Raw genomic sequence first — 17008 nt, 5'->3', positions numbered from 1 at the left:
AACCCCGCCGGAGGAAGGTTCCGGCGGGGCTGAGTTGGTCCAGTAATCGTCGCAACGTCAGAGAAGCGCCTTCACCCGTGCCGCGACGGCTTCTGCGGTGATGCCGTACTCCTGGTAGAGCCGTTCGGCCGGGGCAGAGGCGCCGAAGCTCTCCATGCCGACGAAGCCTGCCTTGGCCTCGCGGCCGCGCTCGCCGAGGAGCCAGCGGTCCCAGGGCTGGCGCACCGCCGCCTCGACCGCGACGCGGACCGGGCCCGCGGGCAGTACGCGCTTGCGGTAGGCCTCGTCCTGCGCCGCGAAGAGTTCCATGCAGGGCATGGAGACGACGCGGGTACCGATGTCTTCGGCCTGCAGGAGGTCGCGCGCCTTGAGCGCGATTTCCACTTCCGAGCCCGTCGCGAGCAGGATCGCCCTGCGCTTGCCCTCGGCCTCGCGCAGCACATAGGCGCCCTGGGCCGAGAGGTTCTTCGACGTGTGCTGGGTGCGGACCGTCGGCAGGTTCTGGCGGCTGAGCGCGAGGACAGACGGAGTCTTCTCGGCGGTCAGCGCCAGTTCCCAGGCTTCGGCCGTCTCGATCAGGTCGGCGGGGCGGAAGGTCCAGGTGTTGGGCGTCGCGCGGCAGATCGCCAGATGCTCGACCGGCTGGTGCGTCGGGCCGTCCTCGCCGAGGCCGATCGAGTCATGCGTCATGACATAGACGGAAGGAACCCCCATCAGCGCCGACAGCCGCATCGCGCCGCGGGCGTAGTCGGTGAAGCAGAGAAACGTGCCGCCGTAGGGCCGCACGCCGCCATGCAGCGCCATGCCGTTCATCGCCGCCGCCATGCCGTGTTCGCGGATGCCGAAATGGACGTAACGGCCCTTGCGGTTCTCGGGGTTGAAGATGCCGAGATCGCCGGTCTTGGTGTTGTTCGAACCGGTGAGGTCGGCCGAGCCGCCAATGGTCTCGGGCATCGCCGGGTTGACGACCTCGAGCACCATCTCGGAAGCCTTGCGGGTCGCGACCTTGGGCTGGAGCTCGCTGTTCTGCTTCTTCAGTGCGCGGATGACGGCGGCGAGCTTCTTCGGCGCTTCGCCGGCCATCTGGCGCAGGAACTCGGCCCGGCGGCTGTCCGATAGGGCGGCGAGCCGCGCTTCCCATTCCGCCCGCGCGGCGCCGCCGCGGCTGCCGATCGCCGCCCAGGCAGCGCGGATGTCGGCCGGGATCTCGAAGGCCGGGTGGGTCCAGCCGTAGATGTCCTTCGTCACCTTGATCTCGTCGGGACCGAGCGGCGAGCCGTGGGCGCCCGCGGTGTCCTGCTTCTTCGGGCTGCCGAAGCCGATATGGGTCTTGCAGTCGACGAGGACCGGGCGGTCGGAGGACTTCGCCTCGGTCAGCGCGCGGTCGATGTCCACCGGATCGTGGCCGTCGCAGGACAGAACCTTCCAGCCGGCCGCGGCGAAGCGGGCGCGCTGGTCGGTTACGTCGCTGAGGCTGATCCGGCCGTCGATCGAGATGTCATTGTTGTCCCAAAGCACGATGAGCTTCGAGAGCTTCTGCATTCCCGCAAGCCCGATCGCCTCGTGGCTGATGCCTTCCATGAGGCAGCCGTCACCGGCGATCACCCAGGTGTAGTGATCGACGATCTTGGCGCCGAAGCGGGCGCGCAAGGACTCCTCGGCCATCGCGAAGCCCACCGCGTTTGCAATGCCTTGGCCCAGGGGGCCGGTCGTGGTCTCGACGCCCTTGACGTGGCCGTATTCCGGATGGCCGGCGGTGATCGCGCCCCACTGGCGGAAGTTGCGGATCTGGTCGAGCGTCATGTCGGCGTAGCCGGACATGTGCAGGAGCCCGTAGATCAGCATCGAGCCGTGCCCGGCCGAAAGGATGAAGCGGTCGCGGTCGGCCCAGTCCGGGGTCGAGGCGTCGAACTTCAGGTGTTTTTCGAAAAGGACCGTGGCGACGTCGGCCATGCCCATCGGCATGCCGGGGTGGCCGGAATTGGCGGCCTGGACCGCATCCATCGCAAGCGTGCGCAGAGCGCAGGCTTTCCCCCAGTGATCGGCGTGTTTGTCGCGAAGCGTGGCGATGTCCAAGTCCCTGATCCTTCTTCTTCCGGAATGCTGAGCGCGCGGGCTTGATAGCAGGCTCGGGGGCAAGTTCAAGCGCGCCGCCTAAGCACTTGGTCCGAAAGGGGGAGGAATCCTGTCGCCCTTCGGTCTAAACTCGGTCCGCGCGGGGGCGCGTCCGATTCGCCGGCGAAGACCGGAAGGATGCCTGTCCCCGAGAGGCATGACACAGGCAGAAACCGGGTCAGGGGGCCGCGATACATGAGTGACATAGCCGAACTGGAGCGCCGGATCTCAGCGGCGCTGGAACGGATCGGAGCGGGTGTGGAGAAAGCGCGCGCGGAGGCGGAGGCCGCGACCGTCGCGCATGACCAGGTCAGGGCCGCTGCCGAGCTTCGCGAGGCGCTGGAAACCGAACGCGCGGCCAACGCGCAACTCACCGACAGGGTGCGCGCGATCAAGGAGAAACAGGAGACGATGGTCGATGCGCTCGAGAAGAAGGTCGCGCGGTTGACGGAGCGGCTCGAAGTCGCAGGCGCCGAACTCGAGCGCCAGAAACGGATCAATGCCGACCTGACCGAGGCGCAGCGGGCGCTTCGCGAGGCCGCGCAGGACCGCGTGCAGGAGCCCGAGCAGATCAACCGGTCGCTGATCGCCGAACTTGAAGCGCTCCGCGCCGCGCGCGCGGCGGAGATGGCCGAGATGCAGGAGATTCTATCCGAGCTGCGGCCCCTGATCGAGGAGGTGGCCTGATGCCGGACGTTTCGATCACCATTGGCGGGCGCGAGTTCCAGGTCGCCTGCCAGGACGGCGAGGAGCATTTCCTGCGCTCGGCCGCGCAGATGCTCGACAACGAGGCGACGACGCTCGTCTCGCAGATCGGACGGATGCCCGAGGCGCGGATGCTGCTGATGGCGGGTCTGATGCTGGCCGACAAGGCGGCCGGCCTCGAGGACCAGGTGCGCGCCGCGGAGGAGCGGGCGCTCGTGGCCGAGCGCGTCGCCACCGATGCGCGGGCCAAGCCGCAGCGGGTTGAGGTCGCGGTGATCCCTGATGCCGTCACCGAGACTTTCGCCGAGATCGCGGCGCGCGCCGAGGCGCTGGCCGAACGGATCGAGGAGCGCAAGGCGGGCTGAGGATTTCGCGCCTTCGGGCGCCCCGCCCGCCCACCCTGCGCCCTCAGGCGCGAAGGCCGCCCCGACGGGCGGCCTTTTTGCGAGCGGTGCCGTCCGGACGCCGGGTCAGGCGTTGGCGGCGCGGATCTTGTCGGCGGCGTCCTTGTCATAGGCCACGCCGCTTTTGTCGAAGAGCTGGTCGAGCTCGCCCGAGAGAGTCATCTCGGTGATGATGTCGCAGCCGCCGACGAACTCGCCCTTGACGTAGAGCTGCGGGATCGTCGGCCAGTCGGAGAAGTCCTTGATCCCCTGGCGGATCTCGGCGTCTTCGAGCACGTTCACGTCGACATAGTCGACGCCCATGAAGTTCAGCACCCCCGCGACGCGGGAGGAGAAGCCACATTGCGGCATCGCCTTGGTGCCCTTCATGTAAAGGACGACGGTGTTCTTCGTCACGGTGTCGCGGATCTGGTCCTGGGCGGTCGTCGTGGTCATGGGCTGTTACTCCGGAGCCTTGGTCGTCAGCGCGAGCGCGTGCAGTTCGCCATGCGCGCCATCCATCTTTCCCTTCAGCGCGGCATAGACCGCGCGCTGCTGCTGGACGCGGTTCATGCCGCGGAAGCTTTCGTCGATGACCTCGGCGGCGTAGTGGTTGCCGTCGCCCGCGAGATCCGTGATCGTGATCTTCGCGTCCGGGAACGCGGCCCGGATGAGGTCTTCGATATCCTGTGCTTCCATCGCCATGAAGCGTCCTTCCCGTATGCGCTTGGGCTGAATGTAGGCCCCGCAGCCGGGACCCGCAAGATTGACCGCGTGTCGCAGTCTCGCCGCCGCTCCGCGGCTCAGGCCACCGCTGCCGCGAAGGCCGAGCGGTAGATCGAGGCAAGTTCCGCCAGCGGCGCCTCGGCGGTGCCGAAGCGGACGGTGCGGCCGCCGAACCGGCCGACCGCGCTGGCCGGAACGCCGGCCGCGCGGGCCGCATCCAGAAGCGCCTCGGCCTTGTCCGCCGCGACGGCGACGATATAGCGCGCCTGGTCCTCGCCGAAGAGCTGGCCGGTTTCGCCGCTCTCGAGCGCGACGCCGAGGCCCGCCGCCTCCGCCATCTCGAAGGCCGCGAGCGCGAGGCCGCCGTCAGAGAGGTCGGTCGCGGCGCGCAAGCTCTTGCGGCTGGCGCGCAGGAACTCGCCGTTGCGCCGCTCGGCGGCGAGGTCGACATGCGGCGCGTCGCCGTCCTCGCGACCGAAGGCCTCGCTGAGGAGCGCCGACTGGCCGAGATGGCCCGCGGTCTCGCCGATCACCACGGCGACGTCGCCGTCCTGCGGCTGGCCCGCGATGAGGTCTTCGAGCGAGGCGACGAGCCCCACCGCGCCGATCGTCGGGGTGGGCAGGATGCCCTTGCCGTCGGTCTCGTTGTAGAGCGAGACGTTGCCCGAGACGATCGGCATGTCGAGCGCCGCGCAGGCCTCGCCGATGCCTTTGATGGCGCCGACGAACTGGCCCATGATCTCGGGCTTCTCGGGGTTGCCGAAGTTGAGGTTGTCGGTTGCCGCGAGGGGCAGGGCGCCCACCGCGGTGAGGTTGCGGTAGGCTTCGGCCACCGCTTGCCTGCCGCCCTCGACCGGGTTCGCCTTGACGTAGCGCGGGGTCACGTCGGAGGTGAAGGCCAGCGCCTTGTCGGTGCCGTGGACGCGCACCACGCCGGCGCCGAGGCCGGGGATGCGGACCGTGTCGGCCATGACCATCGTGTCGTACTGCTCCCAGACCCAGCCCTTGTGGGCGTAGTTCGGCGAGGAAATCAGCGCCTTCAGACCGGCGATGGCGTCGATCTGCGGCGCGTCGGCCAACGCGTCGCGCTTCGGCGTCTCGACCCAGGGACGGTCGTATTCGGGCGCCGAGGAGGAGAGCTTCGACAAGGGCAGGTCGGCCTTCACCTCGTTGCCGTGCAGGATCAGGAAGCGGTCCTCAGGGATGGTCTCGCCGACGATGGCGAAGTCGAGGTCCCATTTTTCGAAGATCGCCCGCGCCTCGGCCTCCTTCTCGGGCTTCAGCACCATGAGCATCCGCTCCTGGGATTCGGAGAGCATCATCTCGTAGGCGGTCATGTTCACTTCGCGCTGCGGCACCTGGTCGAGCGTGAGCTTGATGCCGAGGCCGCCCTTGTCGCCCATCTCGACCGCCGAACAGGTGAGGCCCGCGGCCCCCATGTCCTGGATCGAGATGACCGAGCCCGAGGCCATCAGCTCGAGGCAGGCTTCGAGAAGGCGCTTTTCGGTGAACGGGTCGCCGACCTGCACGGTCGGGCGCTTCTCCTCGATCGTGTCGTCGAACTCGGCCGAGGCCATGGTGGCACCACCGACGCCGTCGCGCCCGGTCTTGGCGCCGAGATAGACCACCGGCATGCCGACGCCGGAGGCCGCCGAATAGAAGATCTTGTCGGCATCCGCGAGGCCCGCCGCAAAGGCGTTCACGAGGCAGTTGCCGTTGTAGGCGGGGTGGAAGCGCACCTCGCCGCCCACGTTCGGCACGCCGAAGCAGTTGCCGTAGGAGCCGATGCCCTCGACAACGCCCTTCACGAGATGCGCGGTCTTGGGATGCGAGGGCATGCCGAACGAGAGCGAATCCATCGCGGCGATGGGACGCGCGCCCATCGTGAAGACGTCGCGCAGGATGCCGCCGACGCCGGTCGCGGCGCCCTGGTGCGGCTCGATGTAGGACGGGTGGTTGTGGCTCTCCATCTTGAAGATCACCGCCTGGCCGTCGCCGATATCGACGACGCCGGCGTTCTCACCCGGGCCGCAGATGACCTGCGGACCCTTGGTGGGCAGGGTGCGCAGCCATTTCTTCGACGATTTGTAGGAGCAATGCTCGTTCCACATCGCCGAGAAGATGCCCAGCTCGGTAAAGGTCGGCTCGCGGCCGATGATCTCGAGGATGCGCTGATACTCGTCCGGTTTCAGGCCATGCGCGGCGATCAGGTCTTCGGTGATCTGAGGTTCCTGCATTTCATCCCCCGGAGCTGCACGATTGCCGCGTCTTTTAGGGGTGAAGGGCGGCGGAGAAAAGGGCCAAACCGTTGCCGTCCTCAATGCGGGCGGGCAGCGTCCCGCTCTGCCTTGCTCAGGATAGTGGGGGGCGTTACGGGCGCTCCGGCCGCGTCGAAGAACGGATTGGTCCTGTAGCTGCCGGTGAGGCGGGCCTGCGCGGCGCGGCTGAGAACGCCGAGGACCGCCCGCGCAAGGCCACTGGCTTTCACCGGGGCGCGGGCGGCGGCGGTGTTCGCCCAAACCCGGACTGGGCCGAAGCGGTCCTCGTCCGGCCGCAGGATCGCGCCGACGAAGGGAAGGCCGGGGCCGGACAGGGTGTTGGCGATCGGCGTGCCGCAGCAGGCGGCGTACCAGCGGAACAGGCCCTTCGGGCCGAGCCGCAGCAGCGCGACATGGGCCATGCCGTCGGGAAAGCCGAGACTGTGCGGCACCGTCTGGAAGATCGCGCTGCCGCCCTTCGCGTCGAGCCAGTCGGTGCCGCGACCGAGATGGCGGGCGAAAGTCTGGCAGTCGGCGCAGTAGCATTTCAAGAGGGTTCCGCGTGCGGCGCGCGCGATCGTCCAGCGCGTCGCGCCGCAGCGGCAGGACAAATCGTGTGTGTCCGACATCATGTGCTCCGGGCCGAAGCGGGCTCTGCGCGCCGACATTACACCGTTGAAGATGCGCGGAAATAAAAAAAAGGCCGAGACAAGCTCGGCCCAAGTCCAACAGGGAGGTAGAAAGCGATGAGAATTTCTTCAATCATCAACTTCTGTTCCCCACCTAGGGTGTCGAGGCGGAGCGATCAAGGAAAATGATGCCGTAAGGGAAGCATGGCGGCTATGCGTTGCCATCATGCCTCACTTCAACGTCAGATTGCCGCCCCGTCGGATTGCTGGCGGCGGTAGCTGATGATTTCCTCCAGCACGAAGTCGCGGAAGGCGGCGACTCGCTTCGACTGCCTGAGTTCCTCGGGATAGGCGAGGAAGACAGGAACCTCGCTCGATTCCACTTCCGGCAGCACCCGGACGATGTTCGGGAAGTCCTCGGTCAGGTAATCGGGTAGCACGCCGATCCCGAGATTGCAGAGCACCGCCTGCAGCACGCCGTAGTAGTTGTTCACCGCGAGCGTCGAGCGGATGTCGTTCGACAGGAGCCACTGGACCAGCGTCGCGCCGGCCGAGACCTGAGGGGCAGTCGGGCTCTGGCTGACCAGCCGGTGGCTCGCCAGATCCTCGACCGAGGTCGGCGTGCCCGCCGCGGCGAGATAGTCCGGCGAGGCGTAGAGCCGCATCCGGATGTTCATCAGCCGCCGCCGGATCAGGTCGGCCTGCGAGGGCTCCTTCATGCGGATCGCGACATCGGCCTCGCGCATCGGCAGGTCGAGGACGCGTTCCTCGAGCATCAGTTCGATCTTCAGGTCGGGATAGCGTTCATAGAGCTTGCCGAGCCGCGGCGCGAGCCAGAGCGAGCCGAAGCCTGTCGTCGTTGTGACGCGAAGCTCGCCGAAGACCTCGTCCTCGCTGTCGCGGATCCGCGCCGCCGCCGTCTCCAGCCGCTTGTTCATCGACGAGGTGGCGTCGAACAGAAGCTCGCCCTGCTCGGTGAGAATCAGTCCCCGTGCATGACGGTGGAACAGGGTCGTGTTCAGGCTCTCTTCGAGCGCGCGGATCTGCCGGCTCACGGCCGACTGCGACAGGTGCAGCGCCTCACCCGCATGGGTCAGGCTGCCGGCATCCGCCACCGCGTGAAATATTCTGAGCTTGTCCCAGTCCATACCGTATCTTTCTGTCGATTTCGGCCCCCGCTTTATGGCCGAATTGCGTTGTCCGCGAAAGCAAAACCCAAGCGAAAGGGGGATATAGTTGTCTGACCGGTCGGAAAAAAGAGGCTTTGTAGGTCAGTGATTTTGACCTATAATGGCGGAGCGCTCGAACAGCGGGGAGGACCACATGTCGAAGCCGGAAATCACCCTCAATGACCGTTACGACCTCGCGAAATCGCCGGTCCTCCTGAACGGGACGCAGGCGCTCGTCCGGCTGATGCTGATGCAGAAGGAGCGCGACCGGAAGGCGGGGCTGAACACTGCCGGGTACGTTTCGGGCTATCGCGGCTCGCCCCTCGGGGGGGTCGACCTCAACATGGCCAAGGCTGGCAAGCTTCTCAAGGCGAACGACATCCGCTTCGAGCCGGGTCTCAACGAGGACCTCGCCGCGACCGCGATCTGGGGCACCCAGCAGACCGAGCTTCGGGGCGAGGGCAAGTATGACGGCGTCTTCTCGCTCTGGTACGGCAAGGGTCCGGGGGTCGACCGCACCGGCGACGTGATGCGCCACGCCAACCTCGCCGGCACGTCGAAGCATGGCGGCGTGCTGATGGCGATGGGCGACGACCACACCGCCGAAAGCTCGCTGACGCTGCACCAGTCCGACTGGGCGCTGGTCGATGTCTACATGCCGGTTGTGAGCCCGGCGGGGGTGCAGGAACTACTCGACTTCGGCCTCTACGGCTGGGCGCTTTCCCGCTATGCCGGCGTCTGGGTCGGCCTCAAGACCATGAAAGACACCGCCGAGGCGACCGCCGTCGTCGACGGCGATCCGTTCCGCCTCTCTTTCGTCGAACCGGAATTCCGGATGCCGGAGGGCGGGCTCAACATCCGGCTCGGTGACAATCCGGTCCAGCAGGAAATCCGGATGATCGACTACAAGCGCCACGCGGCCGAGGCCTTCGCCCGCGCCAACGGCATCGACCGCCGGGTCTGGGGCAAGCCGGGCGCCAGGATCGGCATCGTCTCGGCGGGCAAGAACTGGCTAGACCTGATGCACGCCTTCCAGATGCTTGGCATCGACGCCGCCGAGGCGGAGAAGCTCGGGATCACCACCTACAAGGTCGGCCAGACCTGGCCGCTCGACATGCAGGGCTTCCACGACTGGGCCGAGGGGCTCGACCTCGTCATCGTGGTCGAGGAGAAGCGCAAGCTGATCGAGGTCCAGGTCAAGGAATCGATCTTCGACGACCGCCAGGGGCGCCGGGTCTACGGCTGGAAGAAGGGCAATTACGGCGAGGAGCTGTTCCCGACCCGCTACGCGCTCGACCCCGCGATGATCGCCGAGAAGATCGGCCATATCCTGATCGAGGAGGGCAGGGCGACCGACCACATGCGCGCGGCGCTCGAAGAGGTGGCGGCGGCGCGGCGTGCCGACAACGTGCCGGAACTGGCGCAGCGCACACCCTATTTCTGCTCGGGCTGCCCGCACAACACCTCGACCAAGGTGCCCGAGGGCTCGATCGCCTATTCCGGCATTGGCTGCCACTTCATGGCGGTCTGGATGGACCGCGACACGCTCTGGCCCACGCAGATGGGCGGCGAGGGCGTGAACTGGATCGGCCAGGCGCCGTTCTCGAAGACCGAGCATGTGTTCCAGAACCTCGGCGACGGCACCTACAACCATTCCGGCTCGCTCGCGATCCGCGCGGCATTGGCGGCCAAGACCAACATCACCTACAAGATCCTCTTCAACGACGCCGTGGCGATGACCGGCGGCCAGCCGAACGAGGGCGAGCTTTCCGCCGACCGCATCGTCCGCGAGGTCCAGGCGATGGGCGTCGAGCACATCGCCTTCGTCTATGACGAGAAGGAGGAGGTGGATCTTTCGAAACTTCCCAAGGGCATCGAGATTCACACCCGCGACGGGCTACCCGAGGTGCAGGAGAAGTTCCGCAAGACCAAGGGCGTGTCGGTCATCGTCTATGTCCAGACCTGTGCGGCCGAGAAGCGCCGGCGCCGAAAGCGCGGCACCTTCCCCGACATCGACAAGCGGGTCTTCATCAACACCGACATCTGCGAGGGCTGCGGCGATTGCGGCATCCAGTCGAACTGCGTGTCGATCGTGCCGGTGGAGACGGAGCTTGGCCGCAAGCGCGCCATCGACCAGTCGTCGTGCAACAAGGACTTCTCCTGCCTCGACGGCTTCTGCCCTTCCTTCGTGACGCTCAAGGGCGCCGAGGTGAAGAAGGCCGCGGCCGCCGACTTTGCGCTGCCCGACCTGCCCGCGCCGGTGCTGCCTGCGATCAAGGGCACCTACAACGTGCTGATCACCGGCGTCGGCGGCACCGGCGTGGTGACCATCGGCGCGGTGCTCGCGCAGGCCGCGCAGCTCGACGGCAAGGGCGCGGGCATGATGGAGATGGCCGGCCTCGCCCAGAAGGGCGGCGCGGTGAACATCCACCTCAGGCTTGCCGAGAAACCCGCCGACATCAACGCGATCAGGGTCGCGGCCGGCGAGGCCGACTGCGTGATCGGCGGCGACCTCGTGGTCACTGGCGGCGCCAAGGTGCTCGGCCTGATGAAGACCGGCCGCACCGGCGCGGTGGTGAACGCGCACGAAATCATCACCGGCGCCTTCACCCGCAACCGCGACTTCCATCTGCCGACCGAGGGGCTGAAGCTCTCGATCGAGGCGCGGCTCCGCGACCGGGTGAGTTTCCTCGACGCGTCGGTACTCGCCAAGAAGCTGATGGGGGACTCGATCTACTCCAACATGCTGATCCTCGGTGCTGCGTGGCAGATGGGCCTCGTGCCGCTCTCGGCCGATGCGATCCGCCAGGCGATCGAGCTGAACGGCGCCGCCGTGAAGGGCAACCTGCGCGCCTTCGAGATCGGCCGCTGGGCCGCCGAACGCCCCGCCGAGACCGCTGAGTGGATTCAGGAGCCGGACGCGAAGCCGATGACACTCGAAGAGCGGATTGCCTTCCGCGCCGAGCATCTCGTCGCCTATCAGAGCGCCCGCTACGCCCGCCGTTACCGCAAGCTCGTCGATGCCGCGCCCGCCGACATGCGCGAGGCGGTGGCGCTCGGCTATCACAAGCTCTTGGCCTACAAGGACGAATACGAGGTCGCGCGGCTCCATCTCGAAACCGCCGAGAAGGCCCGCGCCGAATTCGGCGGCGATTTCGAGATGACCTTCCACCTAGCCCCGCCGATCTTCCAGCGCGAGGGCAAGGGCGGCCGCCCGGCAAAGCGCGAATACGGGACCGGCATGCTCCGCGTCTTCCGGATGCTCGCGAAGCTGAAGCGCCTGCGCGGCACGCCGCTCGACGTCTTCGGCCGCTCGGCCGAGCGGCGGATGGAGCGCGCGCTGATCGCCGAGTACGAGAAGGACATGGCCGAGGTCCTGCCCAAGGTTCGGCCCGAGACGCTCGACGCCGCGATCGCGCTTGCCGAACTGCCGCTCTCCATCCGTGGCTTCGGCACGGTGAAGGAGGCCGCGCAGCGCGCCGCCGCCAAGCGGCGCGAGGAACTGCTGGCGACGATCCGCGCCGGCGGGGCGCCGCTGAAGGCCGCGGCCGAGTGAGCCGTCACATCTCCGTCACAGGCCCCGCGTAAAGCCTCCCCAGATGGGGCTGACACAGGGCCGGTGAACGGAATGAAAGCCGAGATCGCCCGAGAGATATCGTATTCGTCCTCGGCGCGGTCGCGCGGCGGGCGGGTGATGATCCGGGCGCTGGAGAACGCGACGGGCCGGATCGGCCTGATACACCGCGCCAGGGGTTATGAGGACGAGATCGCAGCCGGACGAGACTTCTGGCAGGTGATCGTCGAACGCTACGGTCTCAGCCTCGACGTGGTCGGCGGCAGTCTCGCGAACATCCCGGCAGAGGGGCCGCTGATCCTCGTCGCGAACCATCCCTACGGCATCCTCGACGGGCTGATGATGGGCCATATCCTGTCGCAGGTGCGCGGCGATTTCCGCATCATCGCGCACCGCATCTTCCGCAAAGCGGAAGATCTCAACCGGGTGATCCTGCCGATCAACTTCGACGAGACCAAGGAGGCCGCGCGCCAGAACATCGAGGTCCGCGCGTCCGCGCTCGACTATCTCGGCGCGGGTGGGGCGATCGGCATCTTCCCCGGCGGCACGGTCGCGACCGCGGCGAGGCCCTTCGCCCGTCCGATGGATCCGGTCTGGCGCAACTTCACCCCCAAGATGATCGCGCGCTCGGATGCCACGATCGTGCCGATCTATTTCGATGGCCAGAACTCGCGCCTCTTCCAACTCGCGAGCCATCTTCACTACACCTTGCGCCTCGCGCTCCTGATCAAGGAGTTCCGCGCCCGCGTGGACGAACCCGTGCGCGTCGTAATCGGCGCGCCGCTTTCCCGCGACCTACTCGCGCCGTTCCGCACCGATCCGAAACAGATGATGGATTTCCTCCGCCGCTCGACGTATGACTTGTCGCCAGGGCCGCGTCGCTTCTACGATTACGGCTTTGAATTTGAAGAGAAATACCGCGCCTGAGGCGATCGCCCGGCGCCGGGGGAGGGCAGGGCATGGCGGTTGGCATCTTCGATTCGGGTCTCGGCGGCCTCACGGTCCTCGACGCCGTTGCCAAGGCGCTGCCCGATGTGGCCTTCGTCTATTACGGCGACAATGCCCACACACCCTACGGGGTGCGCGACGCCGAGGACATCTTCAACCTGACCTGCAAGGGCGTGGAGCGGCTCTGGGCCGAGGGCTGCGACCTCGTGATCCTCGCCTGCAACACCGCCTCTGCCGCCGCACTGAAGCGGATGCAGGAGACCTGGGTGCCGAAGGACAAGCGCGTGCTCGGCGTCTTCGTCCCGATGATCGAGGCTCTGACCGAGCGGCAATGGGGCGACAACTCGCCCCCGCGCGAGGTCGAGGTGAAACATGTGGCGCTCTTCGCCACGCCCGCGACGGTGGCCTCCCGCGCCTTCCAGCGCGAGCTTGCCTTCCGCGCCATCGGCGTCGACGTCGAGGCGCAGCCCTGCGGCGGCGTCGTGGACGCGATCGAGGAGGGCGACGAGATTCTTGCGGAGGCGCTGGTGCGCTCGCATGTCGAGGCGCTTCAGCGGCGGATGCCGAAGCCCGAGGCGGCGATCCTCGGCTGCACGCATTACCCGCTGATGGAACCGGCCTTCCAGGCCGCGCTCGGGCCGGAGGTCAAGGTCTATTCGCAGGCCAATCTCGTCGCCGCGAGCCTCAAGGACTATCTCGACCGCCATCCGGATTTCCTCGGTTCCGGGACCGAGTCGAAGTTCCTCACGACCGGTAACCCGGCGCGGGTGTCGAACAAGGCGACGCAGTTCCTGCGCCGGAAGATCAGCTTCGAGGCTGCCTGACGGGGCTTCGCTTCGCTGCTGACGCGCGGTTCGGGTTCCGGGCGCGTGCTCAGAGGGAGCGGGTCCAACCGCACCGATCAGCGCGGCCGGGCATCGAGAAATCGGGCGATCCGCCCCGGCACCCGGGGATCCTTCCAGGAGCCCATGTGGTCGACACCGGGCAGGATCTCGAGGTCGAAATCCGGTCGGGCACGTGCGAGCCGTTCCAGATGGGGCCGCTCCACGTCGAACTCGCCCACGATCCCGGACATCGGCAGGTCGATCGCGGCGATCTGCGCCTCCGGCAGCCCCACCGTCGCGTCCACCGCGTCAACGGCCGCGGAAAGCGCGTCTAGGTCGTCCACGGCATCCTGCTCCGTCCGCTCGCGGGCCCAGTCCATGTGGATCCGGTATTCATCGACGATCTCGGGTGGCGACCAGCCCGAGGCGATCAGGTAGAGCGAGCGGATGATCGCCGGGTGATCGACCGCGAGCGGCAGCGAGAGCTCCGCCCCCATGGAGAACCCGACGACATGCGCGCCGGACGGCGCCTCGGCTGAGATCAACTCTGCCACGTCCGAGACCAGCTTTCGGCCGTAGCGTGCCGGGTCATGAGGCTTGTCGCTGTCGCCGTGGCCCCGCATGTCCGGTGCGAGCAGCCGGTAGCGCCCGCCGAGGGCGTCGACGACGCCGTTCTGCCACCACATCCCCGATGACATGCTGAAACCGTGCAGAAGGACGACCGGCGGGCCGGCACCCGCCACCCGATACCGGATAAGGATCCCGTCGGATGTCGTGAACGACTTTTGAGTGGGCTGCTCCATCGCATGGCCCCCCGTCGAGAGAATCACGATTCAGACCATAGCGCGAAAACTGTAGCGCCTCATGGCGCGCCGCGACCGCAAGCCTTGCAGGAAGCCTCGATACGCCTGGCCCCGGCGCCGATCACGAAGAATCCGGTTGAAAGCCGCCCCTCACTCGGACATCAAGCTCCCCGTACCCGACCGGAGGTCCCCATGACCCACAAGATCGCCATCCTCGGCGCGTCCGGCTATACCGGCGCCGAACTCGTGCGGATCATCGCCACCCATCCCGCGATGGAGATCGCGGCGCTCTCGGCTGACCGCAAGGCCGGGCAGGAGATGGCGAGCGTCTATCCGCAGCTGCGCCACCTGAATCTGCCCACGCTCTCGACCATCGAACAGATCGACTTCTCCCGGATCGACCTGTGCTTCGCGGCCCTTCCGCATGGCCTCAGCCAGGCGCTGGTGCGCGACCTGCCGGCGTCGGTCAAGGTTGTCGACCTCGGCGCCGATTTCCGGCTGCGCGATCCGGCGGCCTACGAGAAATGGTACGGCGCGCCCCATGTTGCTACCGAGCTTCAGAAGGAGGCCGTCTACGGCCTGACCGAGTTCTACCGGGACGAGATCCGCTCCGCGCGGCTCGTCGCCGGCACCGGCTGCAACGCGGCGACCGTGCAATTCGCGCTCCGGCCGCTGATCGAGGCCGGCCTCATCGACCTTGACGAGATCATCTGCGACCTGAAGAACGGCATCTCCGGCGCCGGGCGCAGCCTGAAGGAAAACATGCTCTTCACCGAGCGCCAGACCGATGTCCTCGGCTACAGCCAGGGCGGCAAGCACCGGCACCTGGGCGAGTTCGACCAGGAGTTCAGCGCCATCGCGGGGCGGAAGGTGGAGATCATGTTCACCCCGCACCTCGTGCCGATGTCGCGCGGCATCCTTGCCTCCTGCTATGTCCGGGGCGAGGCCGAGGCGATCCATGCAGCCCTCGCCGCGCGCTATGCCGCCGAGCCCTTCCTCACCGTCCTGCCCTTCGGCCAGGCGCCGGGGACCGGGGCGGTGGCGGGCTCGAACTTCTGCCACATCGGCGTGATCGGCGACCGCAAGCCGGGCCGCGCGCTGGTCGTCGCGGCCCTCGACAACCTCAACAAGGGCTCCTCGGGGCAGGCGGTGCAGAACGCCAACCTCATGCTCGGGCTCGACGAGACGGCGGGGCTGATGCTCGCGCCGGTGTTCCCGTGAGGCGGCCATGAAGGGATTGAAGAAACAGCGCCGGATCCAGATCCTCGTCCTTGCAGCCGTGGCGATGGCGGCGAGCTTCGCGGCCTTCTACTACGCCGCACCCGACGCGCTGCAGTACTTCCGCTCGCCCTCCGAAGTCGCCGAGAAGGCGCCCGCCCCGAACGAGACCTTCCGCATCGGCGGGCTGGTCGAGGAGGGCAGCCTCGTGCGCGGCCAGGGCGCAGCGATCACCTTCAACGTCACCGACGGCGGCGCGGTCATCCCGGTGCGCTACGAGGGCGTGCTGCCCGACCTCTTCGGCGAGGGCGAGGGCGTGGTCGCGACCGGCAAGCTCGTCGACGGCACGTTCGAGGCGACCGAGATCCTCGCCAAGCATGACGAGACCTACATGCCGAAGGAAGTGATCGACGCCCTCAAGGATCAGGGCATGTATGTCGAACCGGACGCTCAACCTGCGACGAATTAACCTTTTCGAACGAGCCTTTCCCCGGATTTGCGGGGAGAGGCCATGCAGAGCGTCACCGACATCGCCAGAGAGATCGTCGCCCGCGAGGGCGGCTATGTGAACGAGCCCGACGATCCCGGCGGGGCGACGAAATACGGGGTCACGATCCATACGCTGAAACGGCTCGGGATCGACCTGACGGGCGACGGGCGGGTGACCGGGGCTGACGTCCGGCGGCTCAGCCGCGACCGGGCGGTGGCGATCTTCGTCGAGCACTACTTCCGCCGCCCTCGCATCCATGACCTGCCCGAGGTGCTGCAGCCGCCGGTCTTCGACATGTATGTCAATGCCGGCGCCGGCGCGGTGAAGATCCTCCAGCGGCTCCTGGCCGAGATGGGCCACGCGATGGCCGATGACGGGGTGATCGGGCCGCGCACCATCGCCGCCGCCCACCGCGCCGCCGAGGAGGCGCCGGACCTTATCGCCGACGCCTACGGCATCGCACGGCGCAATTATTACTACGCGCTCGCCGACGCGCGGCCGGCGAGCCGCAAGTATGTTCGGCGCCGCGATGGCGGCAAGGGCGGCTGGATCACCCGCGCCGAGGCATTCATCGCGCTCCGCTTCCACCTCAGCGAGGCCGCGCATCGCGAAAGGGTGGCAGCATGGGCCTGATCGGACGGATCCTCGGCGCGCCGGCCGCAGCCACGGCGATCGGCGAGGCGGCGAGTTCGGTGGCCGAGGTTTTCACACCGAATGCCACGAAGCGGATGGAGGCGGGGCAGGCGGCTTACCTCGCCGCGCTCGACGAGCTCGGGGCGGAGTTCCAGAGCGCCGGACCCGGCGCTTTCGACCGCTTCGTGAACGGGCTGAACCGGTTGCCGCGGCCGCTGCTGGCGCTCGGTACGATCGGCCTTTTCACCCATGCGATGGTCGATCCGGAAGGCTTCGCGCGCCGCATGACCGGCCTTGCCACCGTGCCCGAGCCGCTCTGGTGGCTTCTTGCCGCCATCGTCGGCTTCTACTTCGGCGCGCGCGAGGCGCATTACCTGCGGAGCCGGCCCGCATCCGTGCCACATAGACCCGCCGCACGGCGCGTTGCGCCGACAGTTCGCGATGCCAATCCCGCGCTCGACGAGTGGCGCCGGGGGCGCTGATCGGGGGGGCGGCGGGCGCGGGCGGTCGTTGACGCCGCCGGGCGGACTTGT

At 67.6% G+C, this 17008-nt stretch carries 16 protein-coding genes; 9 read left to right on the top strand and 7 right to left on the bottom strand.

Translation table 11 applies throughout. The annotated features are described in order from the left end of the window. Nucleotides 1–57: 57 nt before the first annotated feature. Nucleotides 58–2076, bottom strand: a complete 2019-nt coding sequence (gene tkt / locus R5H32_RS01870; RefSeq protein ID WP_318336981.1) for a transketolase — start codon at nucleotides 2074–2076, stop codon at nucleotides 58–60. 234 nt (nucleotides 2077–2310) lie between these two features. Between tkt and R5H32_RS01865 the strand changes: the two genes are divergently transcribed. Further along, nucleotides 2311–2802: a hypothetical protein gene (locus R5H32_RS01865; protein ID WP_318336980.1), complete on the top strand. Its 492-nt coding sequence runs from the start codon at nucleotides 2311–2313 to the stop codon at nucleotides 2800–2802. Next, nucleotides 2802–3185, top strand: coding sequence for a cell division protein ZapA (locus R5H32_RS01860; RefSeq protein WP_318336979.1), 384 nt, complete (start codon nucleotides 2802–2804; stop codon nucleotides 3183–3185). The genes R5H32_RS01865 and R5H32_RS01860 overlap by 1 nt, the downstream gene beginning before the upstream one ends. Nucleotides 3186–3290: 105 nt before the next feature. Here the strand turns inward: R5H32_RS01860 and grxD are convergent, their stop codons facing one another. From grxD to R5H32_RS01835, 5 genes are all read right to left on the bottom strand, one after another. Next, complete coding sequence (grxD, locus tag R5H32_RS01855; protein ID WP_318336978.1) at nucleotides 3291–3659, bottom strand: Grx4 family monothiol glutaredoxin; 369 nt, start codon at nucleotides 3657–3659, stop codon at nucleotides 3291–3293. A 6-nt stretch (nucleotides 3660–3665) separates the two neighbouring features. Then, on the bottom strand, nucleotides 3666–3908 hold the full coding sequence (locus R5H32_RS01850; protein WP_318336977.1) for a BolA family transcriptional regulator: 243 nt from the start codon (nucleotides 3906–3908) through the stop codon (nucleotides 3666–3668). Between the two features lie 98 nt (nucleotides 3909–4006). Beyond that, nucleotides 4007–6166: a phosphoribosylformylglycinamidine synthase subunit PurL gene (purL, locus tag R5H32_RS01845; RefSeq protein ID WP_318336976.1), complete on the bottom strand. Its 2160-nt coding sequence runs from the start codon at nucleotides 6164–6166 to the stop codon at nucleotides 4007–4009. An 80-nt stretch (nucleotides 6167–6246) separates the two neighbouring features. Beyond that, entirely contained in the window at nucleotides 6247–6816 is a 570-nt protein-coding gene (locus tag R5H32_RS01840) for a DUF6151 family protein (RefSeq protein ID WP_318336975.1), read from the bottom strand. 242 nt (nucleotides 6817–7058) lie between these two features. Further along, a complete protein-coding gene (locus R5H32_RS01835) occupies nucleotides 7059–7964 on the bottom strand; it encodes a LysR family transcriptional regulator (RefSeq protein ID WP_318336974.1) in 906 nt (301 codons plus the stop codon). A gap of 175 nt (nucleotides 7965–8139) precedes the next feature. Here R5H32_RS01835 and R5H32_RS01830 point away from each other — a divergent pair, with 175 nt between their 5' ends. From R5H32_RS01830 to R5H32_RS01820, 3 genes are all read left to right on the top strand, one after another. Next, nucleotides 8140–11541 (top strand): indolepyruvate ferredoxin oxidoreductase family protein, encoded by a 3402-nt coding sequence (locus R5H32_RS01830; protein ID WP_318336973.1) that lies wholly within the window; start codon nucleotides 8140–8142, stop codon nucleotides 11539–11541. 72 nt (nucleotides 11542–11613) lie between these two features. Further along, complete coding sequence (locus R5H32_RS01825) at nucleotides 11614–12486, top strand: lysophospholipid acyltransferase family protein (RefSeq protein ID WP_318336972.1); 873 nt, start codon at nucleotides 11614–11616, stop codon at nucleotides 12484–12486. Between the two features lie 32 nt (nucleotides 12487–12518). Then, complete coding sequence (locus tag R5H32_RS01820) at nucleotides 12519–13331, top strand: glutamate racemase (RefSeq protein WP_318336971.1); 813 nt, start codon at nucleotides 12519–12521, stop codon at nucleotides 13329–13331. Nucleotides 13332–13408: 77 nt separating this feature from the next. Here R5H32_RS01820 and R5H32_RS01815 read toward each other — a convergent pair whose 3' ends face one another. Next, nucleotides 13409–14161, bottom strand: a complete 753-nt coding sequence (locus R5H32_RS01815) for an alpha/beta hydrolase (protein ID WP_318336970.1) — start codon at nucleotides 14159–14161, stop codon at nucleotides 13409–13411. A 165-nt stretch (nucleotides 14162–14326) separates the two neighbouring features. Between R5H32_RS01815 and argC the strand changes: the two genes are divergently transcribed. From argC to R5H32_RS01795, 4 genes are read left to right on the top strand one after another with little or no spacing between them, the layout of a single operon-like run. Continuing rightward, nucleotides 14327–15355, top strand: coding sequence for an N-acetyl-gamma-glutamyl-phosphate reductase (gene argC / locus R5H32_RS01810; protein ID WP_318336969.1), 1029 nt, complete (start codon nucleotides 14327–14329; stop codon nucleotides 15353–15355). A gap of 7 nt (nucleotides 15356–15362) precedes the next feature. Continuing rightward, on the top strand, nucleotides 15363–15821 hold the full coding sequence (gene ccmE / locus R5H32_RS01805; RefSeq protein ID WP_318336968.1) for a cytochrome c maturation protein CcmE: 459 nt from the start codon (nucleotides 15363–15365) through the stop codon (nucleotides 15819–15821). 42 nt (nucleotides 15822–15863) lie between these two features. Beyond that, on the top strand, nucleotides 15864–16475 hold the full coding sequence (locus R5H32_RS01800; protein ID WP_318336967.1) for a holin-associated N-acetylmuramidase: 612 nt from the start codon (nucleotides 15864–15866) through the stop codon (nucleotides 16473–16475). Further along, a complete protein-coding gene (locus tag R5H32_RS01795) occupies nucleotides 16466–16957 on the top strand; it encodes a holin family protein (RefSeq protein WP_318336966.1) in 492 nt (163 codons plus the stop codon). Before R5H32_RS01800 ends, R5H32_RS01795 begins: the two co-directional genes overlap by 10 nt. Nucleotides 16958–17008: the final 51 nt, after the last annotated feature.

This window comes from Defluviimonas sp. D31 (genome assembly GCF_033436765.1).
Taxonomy (GTDB): domain Bacteria; phylum Pseudomonadota; class Alphaproteobacteria; order Rhodobacterales; family Rhodobacteraceae; genus Albidovulum.
The sequence above is the reverse complement of the archived record's forward strand: the minus strand, read 5'-3'. Positions and strand labels throughout refer to the sequence as shown.

Bases quoted from the DNA above. Each gene is read 5' to 3' on its own strand.
- R5H32_RS01865 (WP_318336980.1), top strand. From the start codon at position 2,311: ATGAGTGACATAGCCGAACTGGAGCGCCGGATCTCAGCGGCGCTGGAA.
- R5H32_RS01860 (WP_318336979.1), top strand. From the start codon at position 2,802: ATGCCGGACGTTTCGATCACCATTGGCGGGCGCGAGTTCCAGGTCGCC.
- R5H32_RS01795 (WP_318336966.1), top strand. From the start codon at position 16,466: ATGGGCCTGATCGGACGGATCCTCGGCGCGCCGGCCGCAGCCACGGCG.
- R5H32_RS01830 (WP_318336973.1), top strand. From the start codon at position 8,140: ATGTCGAAGCCGGAAATCACCCTCAATGACCGTTACGACCTCGCGAAA.
- argC (WP_318336969.1), top strand. From the start codon at position 14,327: ATGACCCACAAGATCGCCATCCTCGGCGCGTCCGGCTATACCGGCGCC.
- purL (WP_318336976.1), bottom strand. From the start codon at position 6,166: ATGCAGGAACCTCAGATCACCGAAGACCTGATCGCCGCGCATGGCCTG.
- R5H32_RS01835 (WP_318336974.1), bottom strand. From the start codon at position 7,964: ATGGACTGGGACAAGCTCAGAATATTTCACGCGGTGGCGGATGCCGGC.
- ccmE (WP_318336968.1), top strand. From the start codon at position 15,363: ATGAAGGGATTGAAGAAACAGCGCCGGATCCAGATCCTCGTCCTTGCA.
- R5H32_RS01825 (WP_318336972.1), top strand. From the start codon at position 11,614: ATGAAAGCCGAGATCGCCCGAGAGATATCGTATTCGTCCTCGGCGCGG.
- R5H32_RS01820 (WP_318336971.1), top strand. From the start codon at position 12,519: ATGGCGGTTGGCATCTTCGATTCGGGTCTCGGCGGCCTCACGGTCCTC.
- R5H32_RS01840 (WP_318336975.1), bottom strand. From the start codon at position 6,816: ATGTCGGACACACACGATTTGTCCTGCCGCTGCGGCGCGACGCGCTGG.
- R5H32_RS01850 (WP_318336977.1), bottom strand. From the start codon at position 3,908: ATGGCGATGGAAGCACAGGATATCGAAGACCTCATCCGGGCCGCGTTC.
- grxD (WP_318336978.1), bottom strand. From the start codon at position 3,659: ATGACCACGACGACCGCCCAGGACCAGATCCGCGACACCGTGACGAAG.
- R5H32_RS01800 (WP_318336967.1), top strand. From the start codon at position 15,864: ATGCAGAGCGTCACCGACATCGCCAGAGAGATCGTCGCCCGCGAGGGC.